This is a genomic window from Synechococcus sp. 8F6, from assembly GCF_002252665.1.
In the GTDB taxonomy this organism is placed as follows: Bacteria; Cyanobacteriota; Cyanobacteriia; order PCC-6307; family Cyanobiaceae; genus Cyanobium_A.
In genome coordinates, this window is record NZ_NQKZ01000001.1 from 248,256 (window position 1) to 265,187 (window position 16,932).

General features: G+C 69.4%; 15 protein-coding genes. 10 read left to right on the plus strand and 5 right to left on the minus strand.

The annotated features are described in order from the left end of the window. Positions 1 to 46 precede the first annotated feature (46 nt). A complete protein-coding gene (locus CJZ78_RS01255) occupies positions 47 to 1,402 on the plus strand; it encodes a cation:proton antiporter (RefSeq protein ID WP_094559066.1) in 1,356 nt (451 codons plus the stop codon). A 7-nt stretch (positions 1,403 to 1,409) separates the two neighbouring features. Continuing rightward, positions 1,410 to 1,949: an isoprenylcysteine carboxylmethyltransferase family protein gene (locus CJZ78_RS01260; protein WP_233128393.1), complete on the plus strand. Its 540-nt coding sequence runs from the start codon at positions 1,410 to 1,412 to the stop codon at positions 1,947 to 1,949. Here CJZ78_RS01260 and CJZ78_RS01265 read toward each other — a convergent pair. Further along, positions 1,909 to 2,223 (minus strand): hypothetical protein, encoded by a 315-nt coding sequence (locus CJZ78_RS01265; RefSeq protein ID WP_094559224.1) that lies wholly within the window; start codon positions 2,221 to 2,223, stop codon positions 1,909 to 1,911. The two genes, CJZ78_RS01260 and CJZ78_RS01265, sit on opposite strands and share 41 nt — an antisense overlap. 46 nt (positions 2,224 to 2,269) lie before the next feature. Here CJZ78_RS01265 and CJZ78_RS01270 point away from each other — a divergent pair, with 46 nt between their 5' ends. Beyond that, positions 2,270 to 3,217, plus strand: a complete 948-nt coding sequence (locus tag CJZ78_RS01270; RefSeq protein ID WP_094559067.1) for an alpha/beta fold hydrolase — start codon at positions 2,270 to 2,272, stop codon at positions 3,215 to 3,217. Here the strand turns inward: CJZ78_RS01270 and CJZ78_RS01275 are convergent. Next, positions 3,144 to 4,322: an FAD-binding oxidoreductase gene (locus tag CJZ78_RS01275; protein WP_094559068.1), complete on the minus strand. Its 1,179-nt coding sequence runs from the start codon at positions 4,320 to 4,322 to the stop codon at positions 3,144 to 3,146. The genes CJZ78_RS01270 and CJZ78_RS01275 overlap by 74 nt on opposite strands. Positions 4,323 to 4,336: 14 nt before the next feature. Between CJZ78_RS01275 and CJZ78_RS01280 the strand changes: the two genes are divergently transcribed. Next, on the plus strand, positions 4,337 to 5,716 hold the full coding sequence (locus tag CJZ78_RS01280) for a four-carbon acid sugar kinase family protein (protein ID WP_094559069.1): 1,380 nt from the start codon (positions 4,337 to 4,339) through the stop codon (positions 5,714 to 5,716). Here CJZ78_RS01280 and CJZ78_RS01285 read toward each other — a convergent pair. From CJZ78_RS01285 to CJZ78_RS01295, 3 genes are read right to left on the minus strand one after another with little or no spacing between them, the layout of a single operon-like run. After that, entirely contained in the window at positions 5,687 to 7,051 is a 1,365-nt protein-coding gene (locus CJZ78_RS01285; RefSeq protein ID WP_094559070.1) for an APC family permease, read from the minus strand. The two genes, CJZ78_RS01280 and CJZ78_RS01285, sit on opposite strands and share 30 nt — an antisense overlap. 10 nt (positions 7,052 to 7,061) lie before the next feature. Then, the gene (locus CJZ78_RS01290) at positions 7,062 to 8,354 is read right to left on the minus strand and encodes a (Fe-S)-binding protein (RefSeq protein WP_094559071.1); all 1,293 of its coding nucleotides are present in this window, start codon (positions 8,352 to 8,354) and stop codon (positions 7,062 to 7,064) included. Continuing rightward, on the minus strand, positions 8,351 to 9,796 hold the full coding sequence (locus CJZ78_RS01295; RefSeq protein WP_094559072.1) for an NADP-dependent isocitrate dehydrogenase: 1,446 nt from the start codon (positions 9,794 to 9,796) through the stop codon (positions 8,351 to 8,353). Before CJZ78_RS01295 ends, CJZ78_RS01290 begins: the two co-directional genes overlap by 4 nt. An 84-nt stretch (positions 9,797 to 9,880) precedes the next feature. Here CJZ78_RS01295 and CJZ78_RS01300 point away from each other — a divergent pair, with 84 nt between their 5' ends. The 6 genes from CJZ78_RS01300 to CJZ78_RS01325 all read left to right on the plus strand — a co-directional run bounded on the left by CJZ78_RS01300 (position 9,881) and on the right by CJZ78_RS01325 (position 16,925). Continuing rightward, positions 9,881 to 10,369, plus strand: coding sequence for a hypothetical protein (locus CJZ78_RS01300; RefSeq protein ID WP_094559073.1), 489 nt, complete (start codon positions 9,881 to 9,883; stop codon positions 10,367 to 10,369). A 215-nt stretch (positions 10,370 to 10,584) separates the two neighbouring features. After that, a complete protein-coding gene (locus tag CJZ78_RS01305) occupies positions 10,585 to 11,298 on the plus strand; it encodes a heme oxygenase (biliverdin-producing) (protein WP_094559074.1) in 714 nt (237 codons plus the stop codon). Between the two features lie 7 nt (positions 11,299 to 11,305). Continuing rightward, positions 11,306 to 12,376 carry a glycosyltransferase gene (locus tag CJZ78_RS01310; protein ID WP_094559075.1) on the plus strand — a complete coding sequence of 357 codons (1,071 nt, stop codon included), beginning with the start codon at positions 11,306 to 11,308 and terminating at the stop codon, positions 12,374 to 12,376. Positions 12,377 to 12,386: 10 nt separating this feature from the next. Beyond that, a complete protein-coding gene (locus CJZ78_RS01315) occupies positions 12,387 to 14,804 on the plus strand; it encodes a UvrD-helicase domain-containing protein (protein ID WP_094559076.1) in 2,418 nt (805 codons plus the stop codon). Between the two features lie 137 nt (positions 14,805 to 14,941). After that, a complete protein-coding gene (locus CJZ78_RS01320; RefSeq protein ID WP_094559077.1) occupies positions 14,942 to 15,652 on the plus strand; it encodes a glycosyltransferase in 711 nt (236 codons plus the stop codon). Positions 15,653 to 15,704: 52 nt separating this feature from the next. Next, positions 15,705 to 16,925, plus strand: a complete 1,221-nt coding sequence (locus CJZ78_RS01325; RefSeq protein WP_094559078.1) for a CCA tRNA nucleotidyltransferase — start codon at positions 15,705 to 15,707, stop codon at positions 16,923 to 16,925. Positions 16,926 to 16,932 lie beyond the last annotated feature (7 nt).

Genomic DNA, 16,932 nt, shown 5'->3' on the forward strand with positions numbered 1-16,932 from the left:
TTTAAGGTCGGCGCCTCAACGGCCCTGCCAAGCGCTCTCAGCCTCCATGGTGTTGCCAGCCCTGTTGCTTGAAATCGGTAGTCATCAGGCGGAGGTGGCCGAAACCCTGATTTCGGTTGGGGAATTCCTGGTGATCTTTGTGGCGGCTCGCTTCCTGGCCGAGCTGATGGTGCGGGTTCAGCTGCCCACGATCCTGGGTGAGCTGGTGGCGGGTGTCCTGATCGGGGTGTCCGGTCTGCACCTGATCGTGCCGCCCGACACCCAGGTTCAGCTCAGCAGCTGGGGGCTGGGGTTGCTCAGCTCCCTAGCCGATATTTCGCCAGAAACGGTGCAGGCGATCTACGCCGAAACCTTCCCCAACCTGGAGGCGGTTTCCCAGATCGGCCTGTTTGCCCTGCTGTTTCTCACAGGCCTGGAGAGCGAGCTCGACGAGCTGGTGGCGGTGGGTGCCCAGGCCACCACCGTGGCGGTGACCGGCGTGGTGCTTCCCTTTGCCCTCGGCACCGGCGGCCTCTATTACCTCTTCCATGTGCCGCTGATTCCGTCGATCTTTGCCGGGGCGGCGATGACCGCCACCAGCATCGGCATCACAGCGAGTGTGTTCGGCGAGCTGAAGTTTCTGCGCACCCGCGAAGGCCAGACCGTGATCGGTGCCGCCGTGCTCGACGACATCCTCGGCATCGTGATCCTGGCGGTGGTGGTGAGCCTGGCGGGGGGGGAGGGCTTCAGCCTGGGGCCGATTCTCAAGTTGGTGGCGGCGGCTGGGGTGTTTGTGGCGGCGGCCCTGTTCCTGAGCCGCACCGCCGCGCCTGCTTTCGACTGGGTGCTCGACCAGCTCAAGGCCCCCGGCGAGGTGGTCGTGGCGGCCTTTGTGGCGTTGTCGTTGTGCTGCTTTGTGGCCCAGGCCATTGGCCTGGAGGCGGCCCTGGGGGCCTTCGCGGCGGGATTGATCCTGAGTGGCTCGAAGCACACCCATGCCATCCAGGACACGGTCAAACCGCTGGTGGCGCTGTTTGCCACGATCTTCTTCGTGCTGATCGGTACGGGGATGGACCTGTCGGTGCTCAATCCGCTGGACCCTGCCAACCGGGAGGGCCTGGTGGTGGCGGCGTTCCTGCTCACCGTTGCCATCGTCGGCAAGGTGGCCGCCGGTTGGAGCTACGTCAGCAAGGAGAAGACCAACCGGTTGGTGGTGGGTCTGGGGATGATGCCCCGCGGTGAGGTGGGCCTGATTTTCCTGGGGCTCGGCACCCAGGCCGGTTTGCTGACCAAACCCCTGGAGGCCGCCATCCTGCTGATGGTGATCGGCACCACCTTCCTGGCGCCGATCCTGCTCAGAGTGGTGCTGGGTGGCAGTGCTGGAGGACCCGATCTTGACCCGCTTGCCGAAATCCCCACCTGAGTCACCCTTGAGGCCCCCGGCCAACCCGCTGCGGCGCTGGGGCCTGAGCTGGGGCGGTTGGCTTGACAACCGCCATGGCGAATGGTGGCTGCTGGCCCAGTTGGGTCTGATCGCGGCCCACCTGCTGCCCCCCTGGCCGGCTCCGGGAGCCTGGGGCTATGCCTGGCCCCTGCCCCTGGCCCTTGTCGGCGCACTGCTGTTTGTGGTGGGGTTGGTGTTGGCGGCCCAGGCGTTCTGGGGGCTCGGAGCCAGCCTCACCCCCCTGCCCGATCCGATCCCGGGCGCCCCTCTGGTGAGCAGCGGCGCCTATGGCCGCTGCCGTCATCCCCTGTATCAAGCCGTGCTGCTGTGCTCGCTGGGGGTGACCCTGGCCCTGGGCAGCCTGTTGCATCTGGCCTTGCTGCTGGGCCTGGCAGCCGTGCTGGGCGGCAAGGCGCGCCGGGAGGAGCGGGCACTGGCGGCGGTTCACCCCGAGTACGCCGCCTACCGGGCCGCGACGCCCGCAATCATTCCCCGCCTTCCCTGGCTCGACTGGCGAGTGCTGTGAACAGCCCCCAGCCGGCGGCGATCAGGCCGAGGCTGCTGGCCCAGTCGGGGCCGAGGGCCCAGCTCAGGGCGAGGTCGGCCAGCACCCCGATGGCCAAGGCCAGCAGCAGGCTGCTGACCACAAGCGCCACCTGCTGAGCTGCTGCGGGCAGGGGACCTGCCGCCAGCGCCTCCTCCAGGCGTGCGAGGGGACCGCTCAACGGCAGATAGAGCGCCAGGGCCCAGAGGGCGATCCCCGGCAGGAAGGGAGTCCAGTCGGGGCTGGTGAGGGGCAATGGCGCGCCGCGGTTCTCCCTAGCATCAACCACCCTGGCGCCGTGCATGGTGGCTTCTGTGTCGAATCCGCAGCCCTGGAGCTATGCCGGCCATCCCGTGCATGCCGTGACGGCGGCCCCAGCCCAGCCCGAAGGGCCGGCGATCCTGCTGGTGCATGGCTTTGGCGCCTCCACCGACCACTGGCGCTACAACATTTCCGTGCTGGCCGAGCGCCACGAGGTGCACGCCATCGACCTGCTGGGCTTCGGCCGCAGCGCCAAGCCCGCCGCGCTGGCCTATGGCGGCGCCCTCTGGCGCGACCAGCTGGCCGCCTACGTGAGCGAGCGCATCGGCCGGCCCACGGTGCTGGTGGGCAATTCGCTCGGGGGTTTCTCGGCGTTGGCCGCCGGGGTGGCCCTCGGCAGGCAGGCTGCCGGGGTGGCGTTGCTCAATGCTGCCGGCCCGTTCAGCGATGAGCAGGCGCCGCCCAAGGGCTGGGGCGCGATCGCCCGCCAGACGATCGGGGGCGCCTTGCTGAAGAGCCCGGTGCTGCAGCGGCTGCTGTTTGAAAACCTGCGCCGGCCCGCCACGATCCGCCGCACCCTCAATCAGGTGTACATCGACAAGACCAACGTCGATGACGCGCTGGTGGAGGCGATCCGCCGGCCCTCTCTGGATCCGGGCGCCTTTGGCGTGTTCCGCACCGTGTTCGACATTCCCCGCGGCCAGCCCCTCGATGAGCTGTTCGCCCAGCTGGGTTGCCCGCTGCTGCTGCTCTGGGGCATCCGCGATCCCTGGATCAACGCCGTAGGCCGCCGCGCCGCCTTCCAACGCCATGCACCGGCTGCCACCAGCGAGGTGGTGCTGGACGCGGGCCACTGCCCCCACGATGAGGTGCCTGGGCTGGTGAATGCGGCCCTGCTGGAGTGGATCGATGGGCTCAGTGCGGCGGCGGCTGCACCCCCGGCAGCCGACCTCGCGCCAGTAGCTGCTTCGGGTCGAACTGGCGCTTGATCGCCTCGATCATCGGCCGGGATGGGGCATCCAGCCAGGCTGGGAGCTGGGCCCCAGCCGGCTGACGCAGCACGGTGAGATAGCCGCCCCAGCCCAGGCAGCTGCGCCGCAGTGCCTCCACTCGGTAGGCCGGCAGTTGGCCTGGCGCTGCCCAGGCGAAGCCGATCCCGCTGCCGGCACTGAGGCACACCGGCAGGCCGGCCAGCGCGGCTTCAGCCAGCAGGACGGGCGCCTGGCTGGGGCGCACGGCCAGGCGCAGCAACCAGTCGCAGGCCTCGGGTCCCGGGCCACGGCTTTTGGCCACGCGGGCATCGAGGTCGGCCGGCTCCATCGGCAGGGCGGCGATGCCAAAGGGGGTGGCTTTGGCGGCGATGCAGGTGATCTGCTCGTCGAGGGTGCGGGCGTTGATGCTGGCGAGGCTGATCAGCAGTCCGGTGTCGCCCCCTTGGGCGGGGCCGGCGCGCCACCAGTCGATTCGCTCCGGGCTGAGGCTTGAGCTCAGCAGCCAGCCACTCAGCTGCCCCAGGGCCTCCAGCGGGCCACTGAGCCACAGGCCCCGCCGCTGGGGCGGCAGCGGCAGGGTGCGCAGGGTGACGCTGGTGATCAGGCCCAGCGCGCCCCAGCTGCCGGTGAACAGGCGCATCAGGTCGTAGCCGGCCACGTTTTTCACCACCTTGCCGCCGGCCCGGGCGCGGGTGCCGTCGGCGCGGATCAGCTCGATGCCGATCAGCTGGTCGCGCACGCCCAGGTAACGCTGACGCAGGCCACCGGCCAAGCCTCGCGCCACCAGGCCGCCGAGGCTGCCGCTGGCTTCACCGGCGGGCCCGCTGCCCCAGGGCCAGTCGAGGGCCAGCCACTGCCCGTGGTGGGCCAGCTCCGCCTGCACCTCCACCAGTGGTGTGCCGGCCTGGGCCGTCACGGTGAAATCGCCAGGGCTGTGCTCGACGATGCCGCGCAAGCGGCCGCAGCTCACGGTTGTGCTGCCAGCGGCCACCGGCGGCCCCCAGCTGAGGCGGCTGCCCAGGCCGGCGGGTTGCCAGGGGGTGGCCTGCCGGTGCAGCGCTCGCACCAGCTCCTGCAGCTCGCTGGGCTCCGGAGTGATCACGGCACGATGGTGCCATGGCCGCTCCCACCAAAATCATCGTCATCGACGATGACCCCACCGGCTCCCAGACCGTGCACAGCTGTCCGCTGCTGCTGCGCTGGGACCCAGCCACCCTGGCGGCGGGGCTGAGGCACCCGTCGCCGCTGCTGTTTCTGCTGGCCAACACCCGGGGCCTGGCGCCCCAGCCGGCCGCCGATCGGGTGCGCGAAATCTGCCGGGCCCTGGCGGTGGCCCTGCCCGCTGCCGGCATCGCGCATTGGTGGCTGGTGAGCCGCGGCGATTCCACCCTGCGGGGCCATTTCCCCCTGGAGGTGGACGTGATCGCTGCTGAGCTGGGTCCGTTCGCCGCCACCCTGCTGATCCCGGCATTTCTGGATGGGGGGCGCACCACGGTGGGCGGGGTGCACCTCCTGAATGGCCAGCCCGTGCATGAAACGCCCTTCGCCAGGGATGGCTTGTTCGGCTATGGCAGCAGCGACCTGCCGGCCTGGGTGGAGGAGAAGAGCGGCGGCCGCATCCCCGCTGCGGACGTGCTCCGCCTCGAAGGCGCCGAGCTGGATCGGGCTGCTCAGGATGGGGGCCACGACCTGGCCCAGTGGCTGGACGGGCTGGAGAACCAGCCCGTGGTGGCCGTGGATGGGGAGCGGCCTGGGCAGCTGGCGGCCCTGGCCGGGGCCGTGCGCGCCGCGTCCAGGGCCGTGCTGTCCCAGTCGGCGGCGAGCTGGATCCAGGCTTTGGCGGCCCTGCCGCCTCAGCCCCGCGATGCGGCTGGTTTGGCGGGGTTGCGGCGCCGCGATCGCGATGGTGCGCCGCTGCCGGGTTTGGTGCTGGTGGGCTCCCACGTGCCCCTGGCTGATGCCCAGCTGGCTGCCCTGCTGGTGGAGCCGGTTTGCGGGCTGGTGGAGCTGGATGTGGCCAAAGTCCAGCGGGTGCTCGAGGGGCCGGCACCCGCGGAGCTGCTGGCTTCGCTGGAGCGGAGCTGGCTGGCGCAGCTGCAGGCCGTGCTGGCGGCGGGGCAGACGCCGGTGCTGGCCACCAGTCGCGGGGAGCTCGTGTGTGCTTCGCCTCAGGAGCGGCGCCGGCTTGGGGAGGCCCTGGCTGGGCTGATGGCGCGGTTGGCGGCGGCCCTCGCCCCCCGGCTTGGCTACGTGATCAGCAAGGGCGGCATCACCAGCCACACCCTGCTGGCCGATGGCCTTGCCTTAGCGGCGGTGGAGTTGCAGGGCCAGCTGCTGCCGGGGCTGTCGCTGGTGCTGACGCCCGCGGATGGGCCGGTGCCGGGGCTACCCGTGCTCACCTTTCCCGGCAACCTGGGCGAAGCGGACACCCTGCGGCAGGCCTGGTGCTGGATGGAGGGGCAGGGCTCAACTTCCTGCTTGGGAGACGCGGATTAGCCGGGAGGCTGCGTTGCCCAGGGCCACCAGCACCAGGGCAGCCAGGCTGTCGACCCAGTCGCCCAGGGCCGTGCCGACCAGATAGGCCAGCGACACCGCGGCGACCAGCAGGGGGGTGAGGGGGTAACCCCAGGTGCGGAAGGGGCGGGGCAGGTTGGGCTCCTGGCGGCGCAGGGCCAGCAGCGCGGCGATGCCCGCCAGCGGCAGGCTCACGTAGAGCACGGCACCCATGGCCAGGAGCCGCTCGAACGAGCCGGCCAGCACCAGGGCCGCCGCCGCCGTGCTGGTGATCAGCAGGGCAACGGCCGGGGTGCCGCCCCCGTTCACCGCCGCCACAGCGCTGGGCAGCAGGCCATCACGGCTGAGGCCAAACAAAATCCGTGGCGCGGCCATCACCACGGTGTTGATCAGGCCCAGCAGCGACACAAGCGCGATGGCTGTGATCAGCACTGCCCCCAGCGGGCCGGCCAGGGCCAGGGCCGCGGCTGCGGCCGGCAGGCTGGAGTTGGCCAGCTGGGCGATCGGCAGCACGTGCAGCAGGGCCAGGTTGATCAGCAGGTACAGCACGAGCACCGCCAGCACCCCGCCGATCAGGGAGCGGGGCAGATCACGCCCCGGTTCGCTGAATTCCTCGGCGAAATAGACCGGGCTGGCCCAGCCGTCGTAGGTGGTGATCACCGCCTGCAGGGCCAGCACCACGGCCAGGCTGAGGTTTCGCCAGCCCAGCGTCGTCATGGGTTCAGGGGTTGGCGGCGCGATGGGGGCCGCGGTGGGGATGGGCAGCAGGAAGCAGGCCGCCACGAGGGCCAGAAAGGCCACCGCCTTGGCCAGGCTGAGCAGTTCCTGGCTGGTGCTGCCGGCCCGCAGGCCCCGCAGCTGGATCAGGCTGAACAGCCCGATCGCCAGCAGGGCCAGTCCCTTGCTGATGCTGCCCTCCAGTGGCATCCCTGCCGGCAGCAGATCCGCCGGCAGGAGGGCCAGGCTGTAGTCGCCCACGGTGGTGGCCACCCAGGCCAGGCCGATGCAGTGGGCCAGCCAGTCGGTCCAGCCCACCAGGAATCCCACCTGCCGGCCGAAGGCCCGTTCCGCGTACACATACCAACCGCCGGCCTGAGGGAGCGCTGCCGCCAGCTCGGCGATGCACACCGCCCCCAGCAGGGCATAGACCCCTCCGGCCAGCCACACCGCCAGCACCAGGGCCGGGCTGGGCAGCTGGGCCGCCACCAGGCCAGGGGTGCGCAGGATGCCTGCCCCGATCGTGCCGCCCACGGCGCCGGCCAAGCCGAAGCCCAGGCCCAGGATGTCCAGCAGCCGGCCTGGGGCTGGCTGGCTCATCAGTGTTGGCTCAGGCACGCCCCGCCCGCCAGCTGCGCTGCAGCAGCTCGATCGGGTGCAGCACAGGCTGCGGGAAGTCGCCCTCGCCCAGGTGGCGGCGCAGTTGCAGGCTGCAGCCGATGTTGGCGCTGGCCACGAGCTCGGCGCCGGTGCCAGCCAGGTCGGCCGCCTTGATCCGGCCCAGCTCAGCGGCTTCCTCGGGCTGCACCAGGTTGTAGATGCCGGCACTGCCGCAGCACACCCCGGCCTCCATCGCCTCCCGCAGCTGGATGTGGGGGATGGCGGCCAGCAGCTGCCGCGGCTGCTCGCGGATGCCCTGGCCGTGCAGCATGTGGCAGGCGTCGTGGAATGCGATCTGCAGGGGGCGCTCCGCGCTGGCGGGGGTGCCGTCGGGGTGGTTCAGGGGTGCCAGGTGTGCCCGGAACGTCTCGCTTAGCCCCAGCTCAGCCAGGAATTGCTGGATGTCGGCCACCTGGCCGGCGAAGCCCGCCGCCGTGGGACTCTCCAGGATCGCGCCGTAGGCCTTGAGGGTGTGGCCGCAGCCGGAGGCCGCCACCAGCACCGCATCCAGAGGGCCCACGCCGGCGAAGCTCGCCATCAGGTCGGTGGCCAGCTCGCGTGTTTGCGCCAGTTCTCCCTGGTGGTGGGTGGCGGCGCCGCAGCAGCCCTGGCTCGGCGGGATCACAACCTCGATGCCGTTGGCGCTGAGTACCTCCACCGCCGCCTCGTTCACAGCTGGATCAAACAGGCGCTGGACGCAGCCCAGCACCAGCCCCACCCGGGCGCGGCGTTCGCCCTGGGCCGGCACCACCTGGGGGAACGCCTCGCGGAAGGCCTCCGGCGCCAGCGGTGGCAGCAGTTGTTCCATCGCCTCCAGCTGGGGCCCGAGCAGCCGCAGAAGGCCACTGCGGCGCGCCAGGGCTTGCAACGGCGTGCCGGCGTAGGCCCGCAAGGGCGTGAGCGCCGCCCGCAGGCGGTTGGGGTAGGGCAGCAGGGCAAACAGCAGTTTGCGGAAGGCGCGCTCAACCGGCGTGCGCAGCTCCGGCGCATTGAGCTTGGGGCGGGTGGCTTCGATCAGCTGGTCGTAGCGCACCCCCGAGGGGCAAGCCGTGACACAGGCCAGGCAGCCCAGGCAGCTGTCGAAGTGCTTGGCCACGGTGGCATCGAGCTGCAGCTCTCCGGCTTCGATGGCCTTGAGGGCATGGATGCGCCCGCGGGGCGAATCCATTTCCGTGCCCAGTACCCGGTAGCTGGCGCAGGTGGGCAGGCAGAAGCCGCAGTGCACGCAGGGGTCGGTGTTCATCCCCCGAAGTGCTGGATCACGGCGTCGGCGAAGCCGCTGCAGCTCACCGGCTCCACGGGGGGCTCCATCAGGCGGGCCAGGTCGTAGGTGACCTCCTGGTTGGCGATGGCGGCGCTGAGGCCGGCGGTGATCAGGTCGGCCGCTTCCTGCCAGCCCATGAACTCCAGCATCATCACGCCGCTGAGGATCACCGAGCCGGGGTTGATGCGGTCGAGGCCGGCGTGCTTGGGCGCGGTGCCATGGGTGGCCTCGAAGATGGCGGCGTTGTCGCCGATGTTGGCGCCGGGGGCCATGCCCAGGCCGCCCACCACGGCGGCGGCGGCATCGGAGATGTAGTCGCCGTTGAGGTTGAGGGTGGCCAGGATCGAGTAGTCGGCCGGGCGGGTCTGGATCTGCTGGAAGATGCTGTCGGCGATGCGGTCGTCGACCAGCACCATCGCCTTCCACTGGCCGTTGCCGTGGGAGGCGCCGATGGCGTCGATCACGCCCTGCACTTCGGCATCAATGGCGGCCTTCTTCTCGGGTGTGAGGCTGTCGTAGCCGGGCTCGACCATCCGGGCGTTGGCTTCGATGCTCAGGCCGGGGTTGCGGTCGGCGTTGTCGAGGATCCAGCTCTCCCGCTCGGTCACGCACACGCTTCGGAACTCCGTGGTGGCCAGCTCGTAGCCCCAGTCGCGGAAGGCGCCTTCGGTGAATTTCATGATGTTGCCCTTGTGCACCAGGGTGACGTGGCGCTTGTCGCCCTCGAGGCGCAGGGCGTGCTGAATCGCCTTGCGGATGTGGCGCTGGCTGCCGTGCTTGCTCACCGGCTTGATGCCGATGCCTGAGCCGGCGGGGATCTGGCGCTTGCCGAGCTTGCCGTTGGCCGGGATCACCACCTCATTGAGGTGGCGGATCAGATCGAGGCACACCGGGTCGCTGGCTTCCCATTCGATCCCCATGTAGATGTCCTCGGTGTTCTCGCGATACACGATCACGTCGAGGTCCTGGGGCCGTTTGTGGGGGCTGGGGGTGCCTTCGTAGTAGCGGCAGGGGCGCACGCAGCAATACAGATCGAAGATCTGGCGCAGGGCCACGTTCAGCGAACGGATGCCGCCGCCGATCGGCGTGGTGAGCGGGCCCTTGATCGCCACGCCGTAGGTGCGGATCGCCTCGAGGGTGTCCTCGGGCAGGTATTGATAGGTGCCGTAGAGGTCGCAGGCCTCATCACCGGCGTACACCTTGAACCACTCGATCCGGCGCTCACCGCCGTAGGCCTTGGCCACGGCCGCATCCAACACCTTCTGGGTGGCGGGCCAGATGTCCACGCCGGTGCCATCGCCGCGGATGAAAGGGATGATCGGGTCGTTGGGCACCACCGGCTGGCCGTTCTCGAAGCGGATGGCCGTTCCCTGGGCCGGGGCTGTGAGCTTTTCGAAGCTGGCGGCGGGGCTGGTGGCCATGGGCTTGTGCTGACCGGGGGCGGCGCGATCGGTGTGGCGAGCCTAGGTTTCGGGCATGCAGCGGTTCTGCTCAGGGGAAACGGCATGAATGCCGCCGACCAGGTTCGATCGTTGGCCCAGGCCCAGGCGATCGCCTCGGTGGCGGCCCTGTTTCGGGCCCACTTCCCTGATGCCCGCGCCAATCTCACCCCCTGGCGCGACGACCCCCTCACCCGTGCCTTCGCCGAGCAGGACAGCCTGGATCTCTCCTTTCATCTGCCCGGTTGGAGTCCCCGCAGCCAGTGCCGCTCGTTTCTGGTGCAGTTGCGGCTCCAGCAGCCCCCGGGCTTGGTGGGGGGTTCAAGCTCGTTGGCGGGCTCAACCAGTGGCGAGCGGCCGCGGCTGCTGGGGGTGACCGTGCGGGGGCTCACCTATGAGAGTGAGCGCTGGCGGCTCGCCACCGTGGGCGACTGGCAGCCCACCGGTAGCCATCTGCCCCAGGCCGAGGTGGCGCAGAAATTGCAGCAGTTCTGTCGGGAGTTGTTCGACCTGTTTGCCGACTCCACCGCTGCCGGACACTCCGAGGCGGCCTGAGCGCGCTTGCAGCCACGGGTGGCCCCATCGCTGTCGCTCTAGTCGTGCCGTTGTGAAACGCCGTGTTGAACAGGTGTCGAACGGCTCGCGAGCGAACCTCCCCCTGGGCAGCACGCGCCTGGCGAGCTGGCGGCGTAACCCTTCGCAACCTTGTTGCTCGCCTGGGCAAAGGCCCCGCCTAACTTGGCCCCTCGCCCGTGCAGCGCCCCCGACTGATGGCTGTCGCCCTTGCTTCCCAACTGCGTGAAGGCACCAAAAAAGCCCACACGATGGCGGAGAACACCGGCTTCGTGAGCTGCTTCCTCAAGGGGGTGGTGGACAAGGCCAGCTACCGCACCTTGGTGGCCGATCTCTATTTCGTGTATTCAGCGATGGAGGAGGAGTTCGGCAAGCTCAAGGACCACCCCGTGGTGGGTCCAGTGGCTTTTGTCGAGCTCAACCGTCGCGAGAGCCTCGAGCAGGACCTGGCCTTCTATTTCGGCCCGGATTGGCGCAGCGCAGTCAAGCCCACCCCCGGGGCTCAGCAGTACGTCGAGCGCCTGCACCAGGTGGCGCGGGAGTGTCCGGAGCTGCTGGTGGGCCACCACTACACCCGCTACATCGGTGATCTCTCCGGTGGTCAGATCCTCAAGAACATCGCCCAGAAGGCGATGAACCTGGGTGAACACGACGGCCTGCGCTTCTACGAATTCGACGCGATCCCCGACGAGAAGGCCTTCAAGACCAACTACCGCGCCACCCTGGATGCCCTGCCGATCGACCAGGTCATGGCCGATCGCATTGTTGAGGAGGCGAACCACGCCTTCCACCTCAACATGACGATGTTCCAGGAGCTGGAGGGCAACCTGATCGCCGCCATCGGCAAGGTGCTGTTCGGCTTCCTCACCCGCCGTCAGCGCGCTGGCAGCACCGAAGCCGTCGCCGCCTGATCGCCCGTTGAGGCCCCTCCGCTTCCTGGTTCCCGGAACAACCGGCCGGTACCGCTGCGGGGGGTTGCTTGTGGAGCAGCAGACAGCCCGGCTGTTGGCCGACCTGGTGCCCACGGAGCTCGTCACCTACCGGCAGCGGGAGGAGGGTCTGCCATTCCTCAACGACCTGTTGCGGGCGGAGCCCCTGGGTGCCGCCGCCGCCAACCAGGCGCTTTGGATCGTCAGCTGGGGCTTTGATGTGCCCCGGCAGCTGCGGGCCCTGCGGGGCCGGCCGGCGGCCTATCACGCCCACAGCAGCGGCTATGGCTTTCGGCTGCCGCCTGGCGTGCCGGTGCTGGCGGTGAGCCGCAACACCTTGGGCTACTGGGGCCAGTGGGCCAGCCGCAATCCCTTGTTTCTGGTGCCCAATGCCCTGGGGGCCAGCTGGATCGCCAATGGCAATCGCCCCCACAACCGCCCCCCCCACAACCCCGGTGGCCGCACGATCGACGTGCTGGTGCAACGGCGCAAGTGCAGCGCCTACGTGCTGGAGCGGCTGGTGCCAGCCCTGCGGGCCCTGGGGCTGCGGGTGGAGGTGCAGGACGGCTGGGTGGAGGATCTGATGGGCTTGTTCAACAGCGCCACGGTGGTGCTCTACGACTCCGCCGACCACTGGCGTTGCAGCGGTGTGAGCGAGGGATTCGGCCTGCCACCGGTCGAGGCGCTGGCCTGTGGCTGCGTGCTGTTCAGCAGCTTCAACCACGCCCTGGCCGACACGCTCGATCCCGGCGGCCTGGCCCACCAGATCGGGGCGGGCACCCTGGCTGCCGATGTGGCGCGGATCACGGCGGCTGTGGCTGATCCCGCGGCCTGGCTGCCGCCGCTGCGCCAGTTGGAGGAGCTGCTGGAGGAGCTCAGCGAACCGCGGCTGCGGGAGCGCTGGCGCCAGGCCCTCATCGCCATCAACGCCCATCTCGATCGCCTGCAGGCGGGAGAACCGCCGCTGCGAGCTCCCTCGCTGGCACGGTTGCGGCTGGAGCGCTGGCGGCAGCGGTTGGGCAAGCGGCTTCCCGCAGGACTGGCTCGCCGGCTTGCCTAGGGTCGGGCCCATGAGTGCTTTCCTCGCCGGCCTGAATGACGCCCAGCGCAAGGCGGTGGACCACCACACCGGCCCGCTGTTGGTGGTGGCCGGCGCCGGCAGCGGCAAGACGCGGGCCCTCACCCATCGCATCGCCCACCTGATCGGCCACCACGGCGCCGATCCCGCCCATCTGCTCGCCGTCACCTTCACCAACAAGGCGGCCCGCGAGATGAAGGAGCGGCTGGAGCTGCTGCTGGCCCAGAAGTTGGCCCAGAGCCAGTTCGGTCAGCCGTGGAGCACCTTGCCGGCGGTGGAGCAGCGCCAGCTGCGCTCGCGCATCTACCGCGAGGTGATCAAGGAGCTGTGGATCGGCACGTTCCACGCCCTGTTCGCGCGGCTGCTGCGCTTCGACATCGACAAGTTCAAGGATCCCGAGGGGCTCAGCTGGACCCGCCAGTTCTCGATCTACGACGAGAACGACGTGCAGAGCCTGATCAAGGAGATCGTGACCCAGGAGCTGCAGCTCGATCCCAAGCGCTTTGAGCCCAAGAAGGTGCGCTGGGCGATCAGCAACGCCAAGAACCAGGGCTGGATGCCCGAGCAGCTCGAAGCCGATGCCGGCGGTCAGCGGGGCCGGTTGATGGCGGAGACCTACCGGCGCTATCGGCGCGCCTTGGCGGCCAACAACGCCCTCGACTTCGACGATCTGTTGCTCTTGCCGGTGCAGCTGCTGCGCCAGAATGAGCAGATCCGCGACTACTGGCACCGGCGTTTCCGCCACGTGCTCGTGGATGAATACCAGGACACCAACCGCACCCAGTACGACCTGATCAAGCTGTTGGTGACCAACGGTCGCGATCCGGCCGCCTACGACGACTGGGACGGGCGCTCGGTGTTTGTGGTGGGGGACGCCGACCAGAGCATCTACAGCTTCCGCGCCGCCGACTTCACGATCCTGATGGGGTTTCAGGACGACTTCGGCGATGGCGCCGCCGCCGAAGCCACCAGCACGATGGTGAAGCTGGAGGAGAACTACCGCTCCACCGCCACGATCCTGGAGGCGGCCAACGCCCTGATCGCCCACAACTCCGAGCGCATCGACAAGGTGCTGCGGCCCACCCGCGGCGAAGGCGAGCTGATCTCCCTCACCCGCTGCGATGACGAGATCGCCGAGGCGGAAGCGGTGGTGCACCGCATGCGCATGCTGGAGGCTGCCCACCCCGATCTCAGCTGGGGCGACATGGCTGTGCTGTATCGCACCAATGCCCAGAGTCGGGCGATGGAGGAGTCGCTGGTGCGCTGGGGCATCCCCTACATCGTGGTGGGTGGGCTGCGCTTCTACGACCGGCGCGAGATCAAGGACGTGCTCGCCTACCTCAAGTTGCTGGTGAATCCGGCCGATACCGTCAGCCTGCTGCGGGTGCTCAACACCCCCAAGCGCGGCATCGGCAAAACCACGATCGAGCGGCTCACCGACGCCTCCAACCAGCTCGGCATTCCCCTTTGGGATGTGGTGAGCGATGCCGAGGCAGTGCGCTCCCTGGGGGGACGGTCGGCCAAGGGGCTGCTGCAGTTCTGCGAGCTGATCAATGGCCTGCAGGCCTGCGCCCAGGACATCGCCCCCTCCGAACTCGTGCAGCGGGTGATGGAGCAGAGCGGCTACGTGGCGGAGCTGATCGCCGATGGCACCGACGAAGCCGAAGATCGGCGCCGCAACCTCAACGAACTGGTGAACGCCGCCCTGCAATACCAGGAGGAAAACGAGGAGGGCTCCCTGGAGGATTTCCTGGCTTCGGCGGCCCTCGCCAGCGACGCCGATTCGAAAGATACCGAGCAGGACCGGGTGACGCTGATGACCCTGCACGCCAGCAAGGGCCTGGAGTTTCCGGTGGTGTTCCTGGTGGGCATGGAGCAGGGCCTGTTCCCCAGCTACCGCTCCCTCGACGATCCCGCCTCCCTGGAGGAGGAGCGGCGGCTCTGCTACGTGGGCATCACCCGTGCCAAGGAGCGCCTGTTTCTTTCCCATGCCAGCGAGCGGCGCCTGTGGGGTGGCATGCGCGAGCCGGCGGTGCCCTCGGTGTTTCTCTCGGAGCTGCCCGAGGAGCTGGTGCAGGGTTACATCCCTCGCAGCGGCGGCGCGGCGATCCGGCGTGAGCAGCGGCTGGATCGCCTCACCCGCGTGGATCGTGAGGAGAGCCGGCGGGTGGCCGGTGGTGGCGAGGCTGGTGCCCCCAGCAACTCGGTGCGCCGCCGCGGGGCGGCGGTGCCCGGCCGCAACTGGGCGGTGGGTGACCGACTGTGTCACGTGGCTTTCGGCGAGGGGCGGGTGACGCACCTGTTCGGTAGCGGCGAGAAGATCTCGCTGGCGGTGAAGTTCGAAGGAATGGGACCGAAGATCCTCGATCCCCGCCTGGCGCCGATTCAGCCGCTTGGCGAGCCCACCTGAGCCGCAGCGGGGGCGGCGCTGCTGCCGGAAAGTCGGCGGTCGTACTCTCTGATATCACGAAGACGTGATATCTTGAAATCCCTATAGCCATGTTCTGGTCCGTGCTCCCTGCGGGCCGTCGCTCTGCCGCCTTGCCGATGTCTTCTCCAGTGCCCGTCCCGGTGTTTGTGGGCTACGACCCCCATGAACGGGCGGCGGTGAATGTGCTGATCGATAGCCTTTACCAGCACAGCAGCCTGCCGCTGGCGATCACGCCAATCGTGGCCTCCCAGTTGACTGACGTATTCACCCGGGAGCGCAATCCCCAGCAGAGCACCGAGTTTTCGTTTACTCGTTTTCTGGTCCCCTATCTGATGGGCTATCAGGGGTGGGCGGTGTTCATGGACTGCGACATGTTGTGTCGCGGCGATCTCGCCGAACTGTGGGCCTGCAGGGATGATCGCCATGCGCTGATGGTGGTGAAGCACAGCCACGAGCCGGAGGAAACAGTGAAATTCCTCGGGGCTGTGCAGACCCGCTACGCCCGCAAGAACTGGAGCTCCCTGATGCTCTTCAACTGTTCGCGCTGCACCGCGCTCACGCCGGACTACGTGAACACCGCTACGGGGCTGTTCCTGCACCGCTTTGAGTGGCTGGATGACGACGCGATCGGCGCGCTACCGGCCCAGCGCTGGAACCATCTGATCGATGTTCAGGAGGCGCCGATGCTGGCGCCGGAGCAAGGCGGGCCGCTGCTGGTGCACTGGACCAAGGGAGGGCCCTGGTTCCGTGACTATCGCCACGCCGGGGCGGCGCTGGCGGCCGAGTGGTTCGCATCACGTGACGCCGCTTTCCGCCTCTGGGACTGATTCGCCACGCGCTGGTGTGGCACGCTCCCGGGGTGCCTGCCATGACAGCACCATGGATATTCCGGGCCTTCCCCCCAGCCTGCTGCGCCAGCTCGCTGCCGCCGCCGCGGATTGCCGGGTTGCGCTGGTGGGTGGGGCCGTGCGGGATCTCCTGCTGCACCGGGTTCACAACGACCCCTGGCGGGGGTTGCCCGATCTGGATCTAGTGGTGGAGGGACAGGCCAGTGCGTTTGTGAGCCGGTTGGCACAGAGGTTGCCGGCCGCGGCCTTGCTTGCGGCCCGGGAGCATGGCGCGTTCGGCACCGTGGAGCTGGAGGTGGTGATTGACGGACAGCCGGTGCTCCTCGATGTGGCCTCCGCCCGCGCTGAGACCTATCCGGTGCCCGCAGAGAATCCCCGAGTGACCCTCGGTGGCCTGGAGGATGACCTGGCCCGCCGCGACTTCAGCATCAACGCCATGGCCCTCGATCTGGGCAGTGGCCAGCTGCTGGATCCCCATGGGGGGCAGCTGGATTTGCAGCAGCGCCGACTGCGCTTGCTCCATGCCGCCAGCATCCTTGACGATCCCACCCGCCTGGTGCGCGGCGCCCGTTACGCCGCCAGGCTCGGGCTGGAGCTGGAGCCCGCTAGCGCCGCGCAGGCCCGCGCCACCCTGGCGGCCTGGCCCTGGGGCTGGCGGCTAGGGGATCCGCCGGGTCAGGCTCCGGCGGCCCTGGGCACCCGGCTGCGGATGGAGCTGGAGCTGTTGTTGGAGCGGGAGCCCTGGTTGGCGGCGCTCACGGCCTTGCAGCGCTGGGGCGCGCTGGCGTTGCTGGATCCGGCCCTGCAGGCCGATGGGACGTGGCCGCGGCGGCTGCGCTGGGCCGAGCGGCTGGGGCTGCCTCCGCTGGCGGCACTGGTGGCCGCTGCACGCGATCCGCTGGCGCTAGCGGAGCGGCTGCAGCTGCCCCATCGCCAGCATCGGTTGCTGGTGCAGTGGCTGGAGCTGCGGCGCCGGCTGCAGGAGCGGCAGGGGGAGGACCTGCCGGTGTTGGCAGAACACTGGTGTGCCCTGCTGGAGGCCCCGGGCTGCAGCCCTGACGCGGTGGCCCTGGCCCTTGCCTGCGGCATCGGCCCGCGCCGACCCCTGCTGCGCTGGTGGCTGCGTTGGCGCCAGGTCAAGGCCGCGTCGACCGCCGCAGACCTGTTGGCAGCTGGCCTGCGGCCAGGGCCTGAGCTGGGCCAGAAGCTGCGGGAGCTGCGGGCCGAGCGGCTGCGGCTGGAGCGGCTTTAGCGTGAAT

What these genes read in the sequence shown, in the direction of transcription:
- CJZ78_RS01255 (WP_094559066.1), top strand. Translation starts at nt 47, where the DNA reads ATGGTGTTGCCAGCCCTGTTGCTTGAAATCGGTAGTCATCAGGCGGAG.
- CJZ78_RS01270 (WP_094559067.1), top strand. Translation starts at nt 2,270, where the DNA reads ATGGTGGCTTCTGTGTCGAATCCGCAGCCCTGGAGCTATGCCGGCCAT.
- CJZ78_RS01280 (WP_094559069.1), top strand. Translation starts at nt 4,337, where the DNA reads ATGGCCGCTCCCACCAAAATCATCGTCATCGACGATGACCCCACCGGC.
- CJZ78_RS01285 (WP_094559070.1), bottom strand. Translation starts at nt 7,051, where the DNA reads ATGAGCCAGCCAGCCCCAGGCCGGCTGCTGGACATCCTGGGCCTGGGC.
- CJZ78_RS01290 (WP_094559071.1), bottom strand. Translation starts at nt 8,354, where the DNA reads ATGAACACCGACCCCTGCGTGCACTGCGGCTTCTGCCTGCCCACCTGC.
- CJZ78_RS01295 (WP_094559072.1), bottom strand. Translation starts at nt 9,796, where the DNA reads ATGGCCACCAGCCCCGCCGCCAGCTTCGAAAAGCTCACAGCCCCGGCC.
- CJZ78_RS01300 (WP_094559073.1), top strand. Translation starts at nt 9,881, where the DNA reads ATGAATGCCGCCGACCAGGTTCGATCGTTGGCCCAGGCCCAGGCGATC.
- CJZ78_RS01305 (WP_094559074.1), top strand. Translation starts at nt 10,585, where the DNA reads ATGGCTGTCGCCCTTGCTTCCCAACTGCGTGAAGGCACCAAAAAAGCC.
- CJZ78_RS01315 (WP_094559076.1), top strand. Translation starts at nt 12,387, where the DNA reads ATGAGTGCTTTCCTCGCCGGCCTGAATGACGCCCAGCGCAAGGCGGTG.
- CJZ78_RS01320 (WP_094559077.1), top strand. Translation starts at nt 14,942, where the DNA reads ATGTCTTCTCCAGTGCCCGTCCCGGTGTTTGTGGGCTACGACCCCCAT.
- CJZ78_RS01325 (WP_094559078.1), top strand. Translation starts at nt 15,705, where the DNA reads ATGGATATTCCGGGCCTTCCCCCCAGCCTGCTGCGCCAGCTCGCTGCC.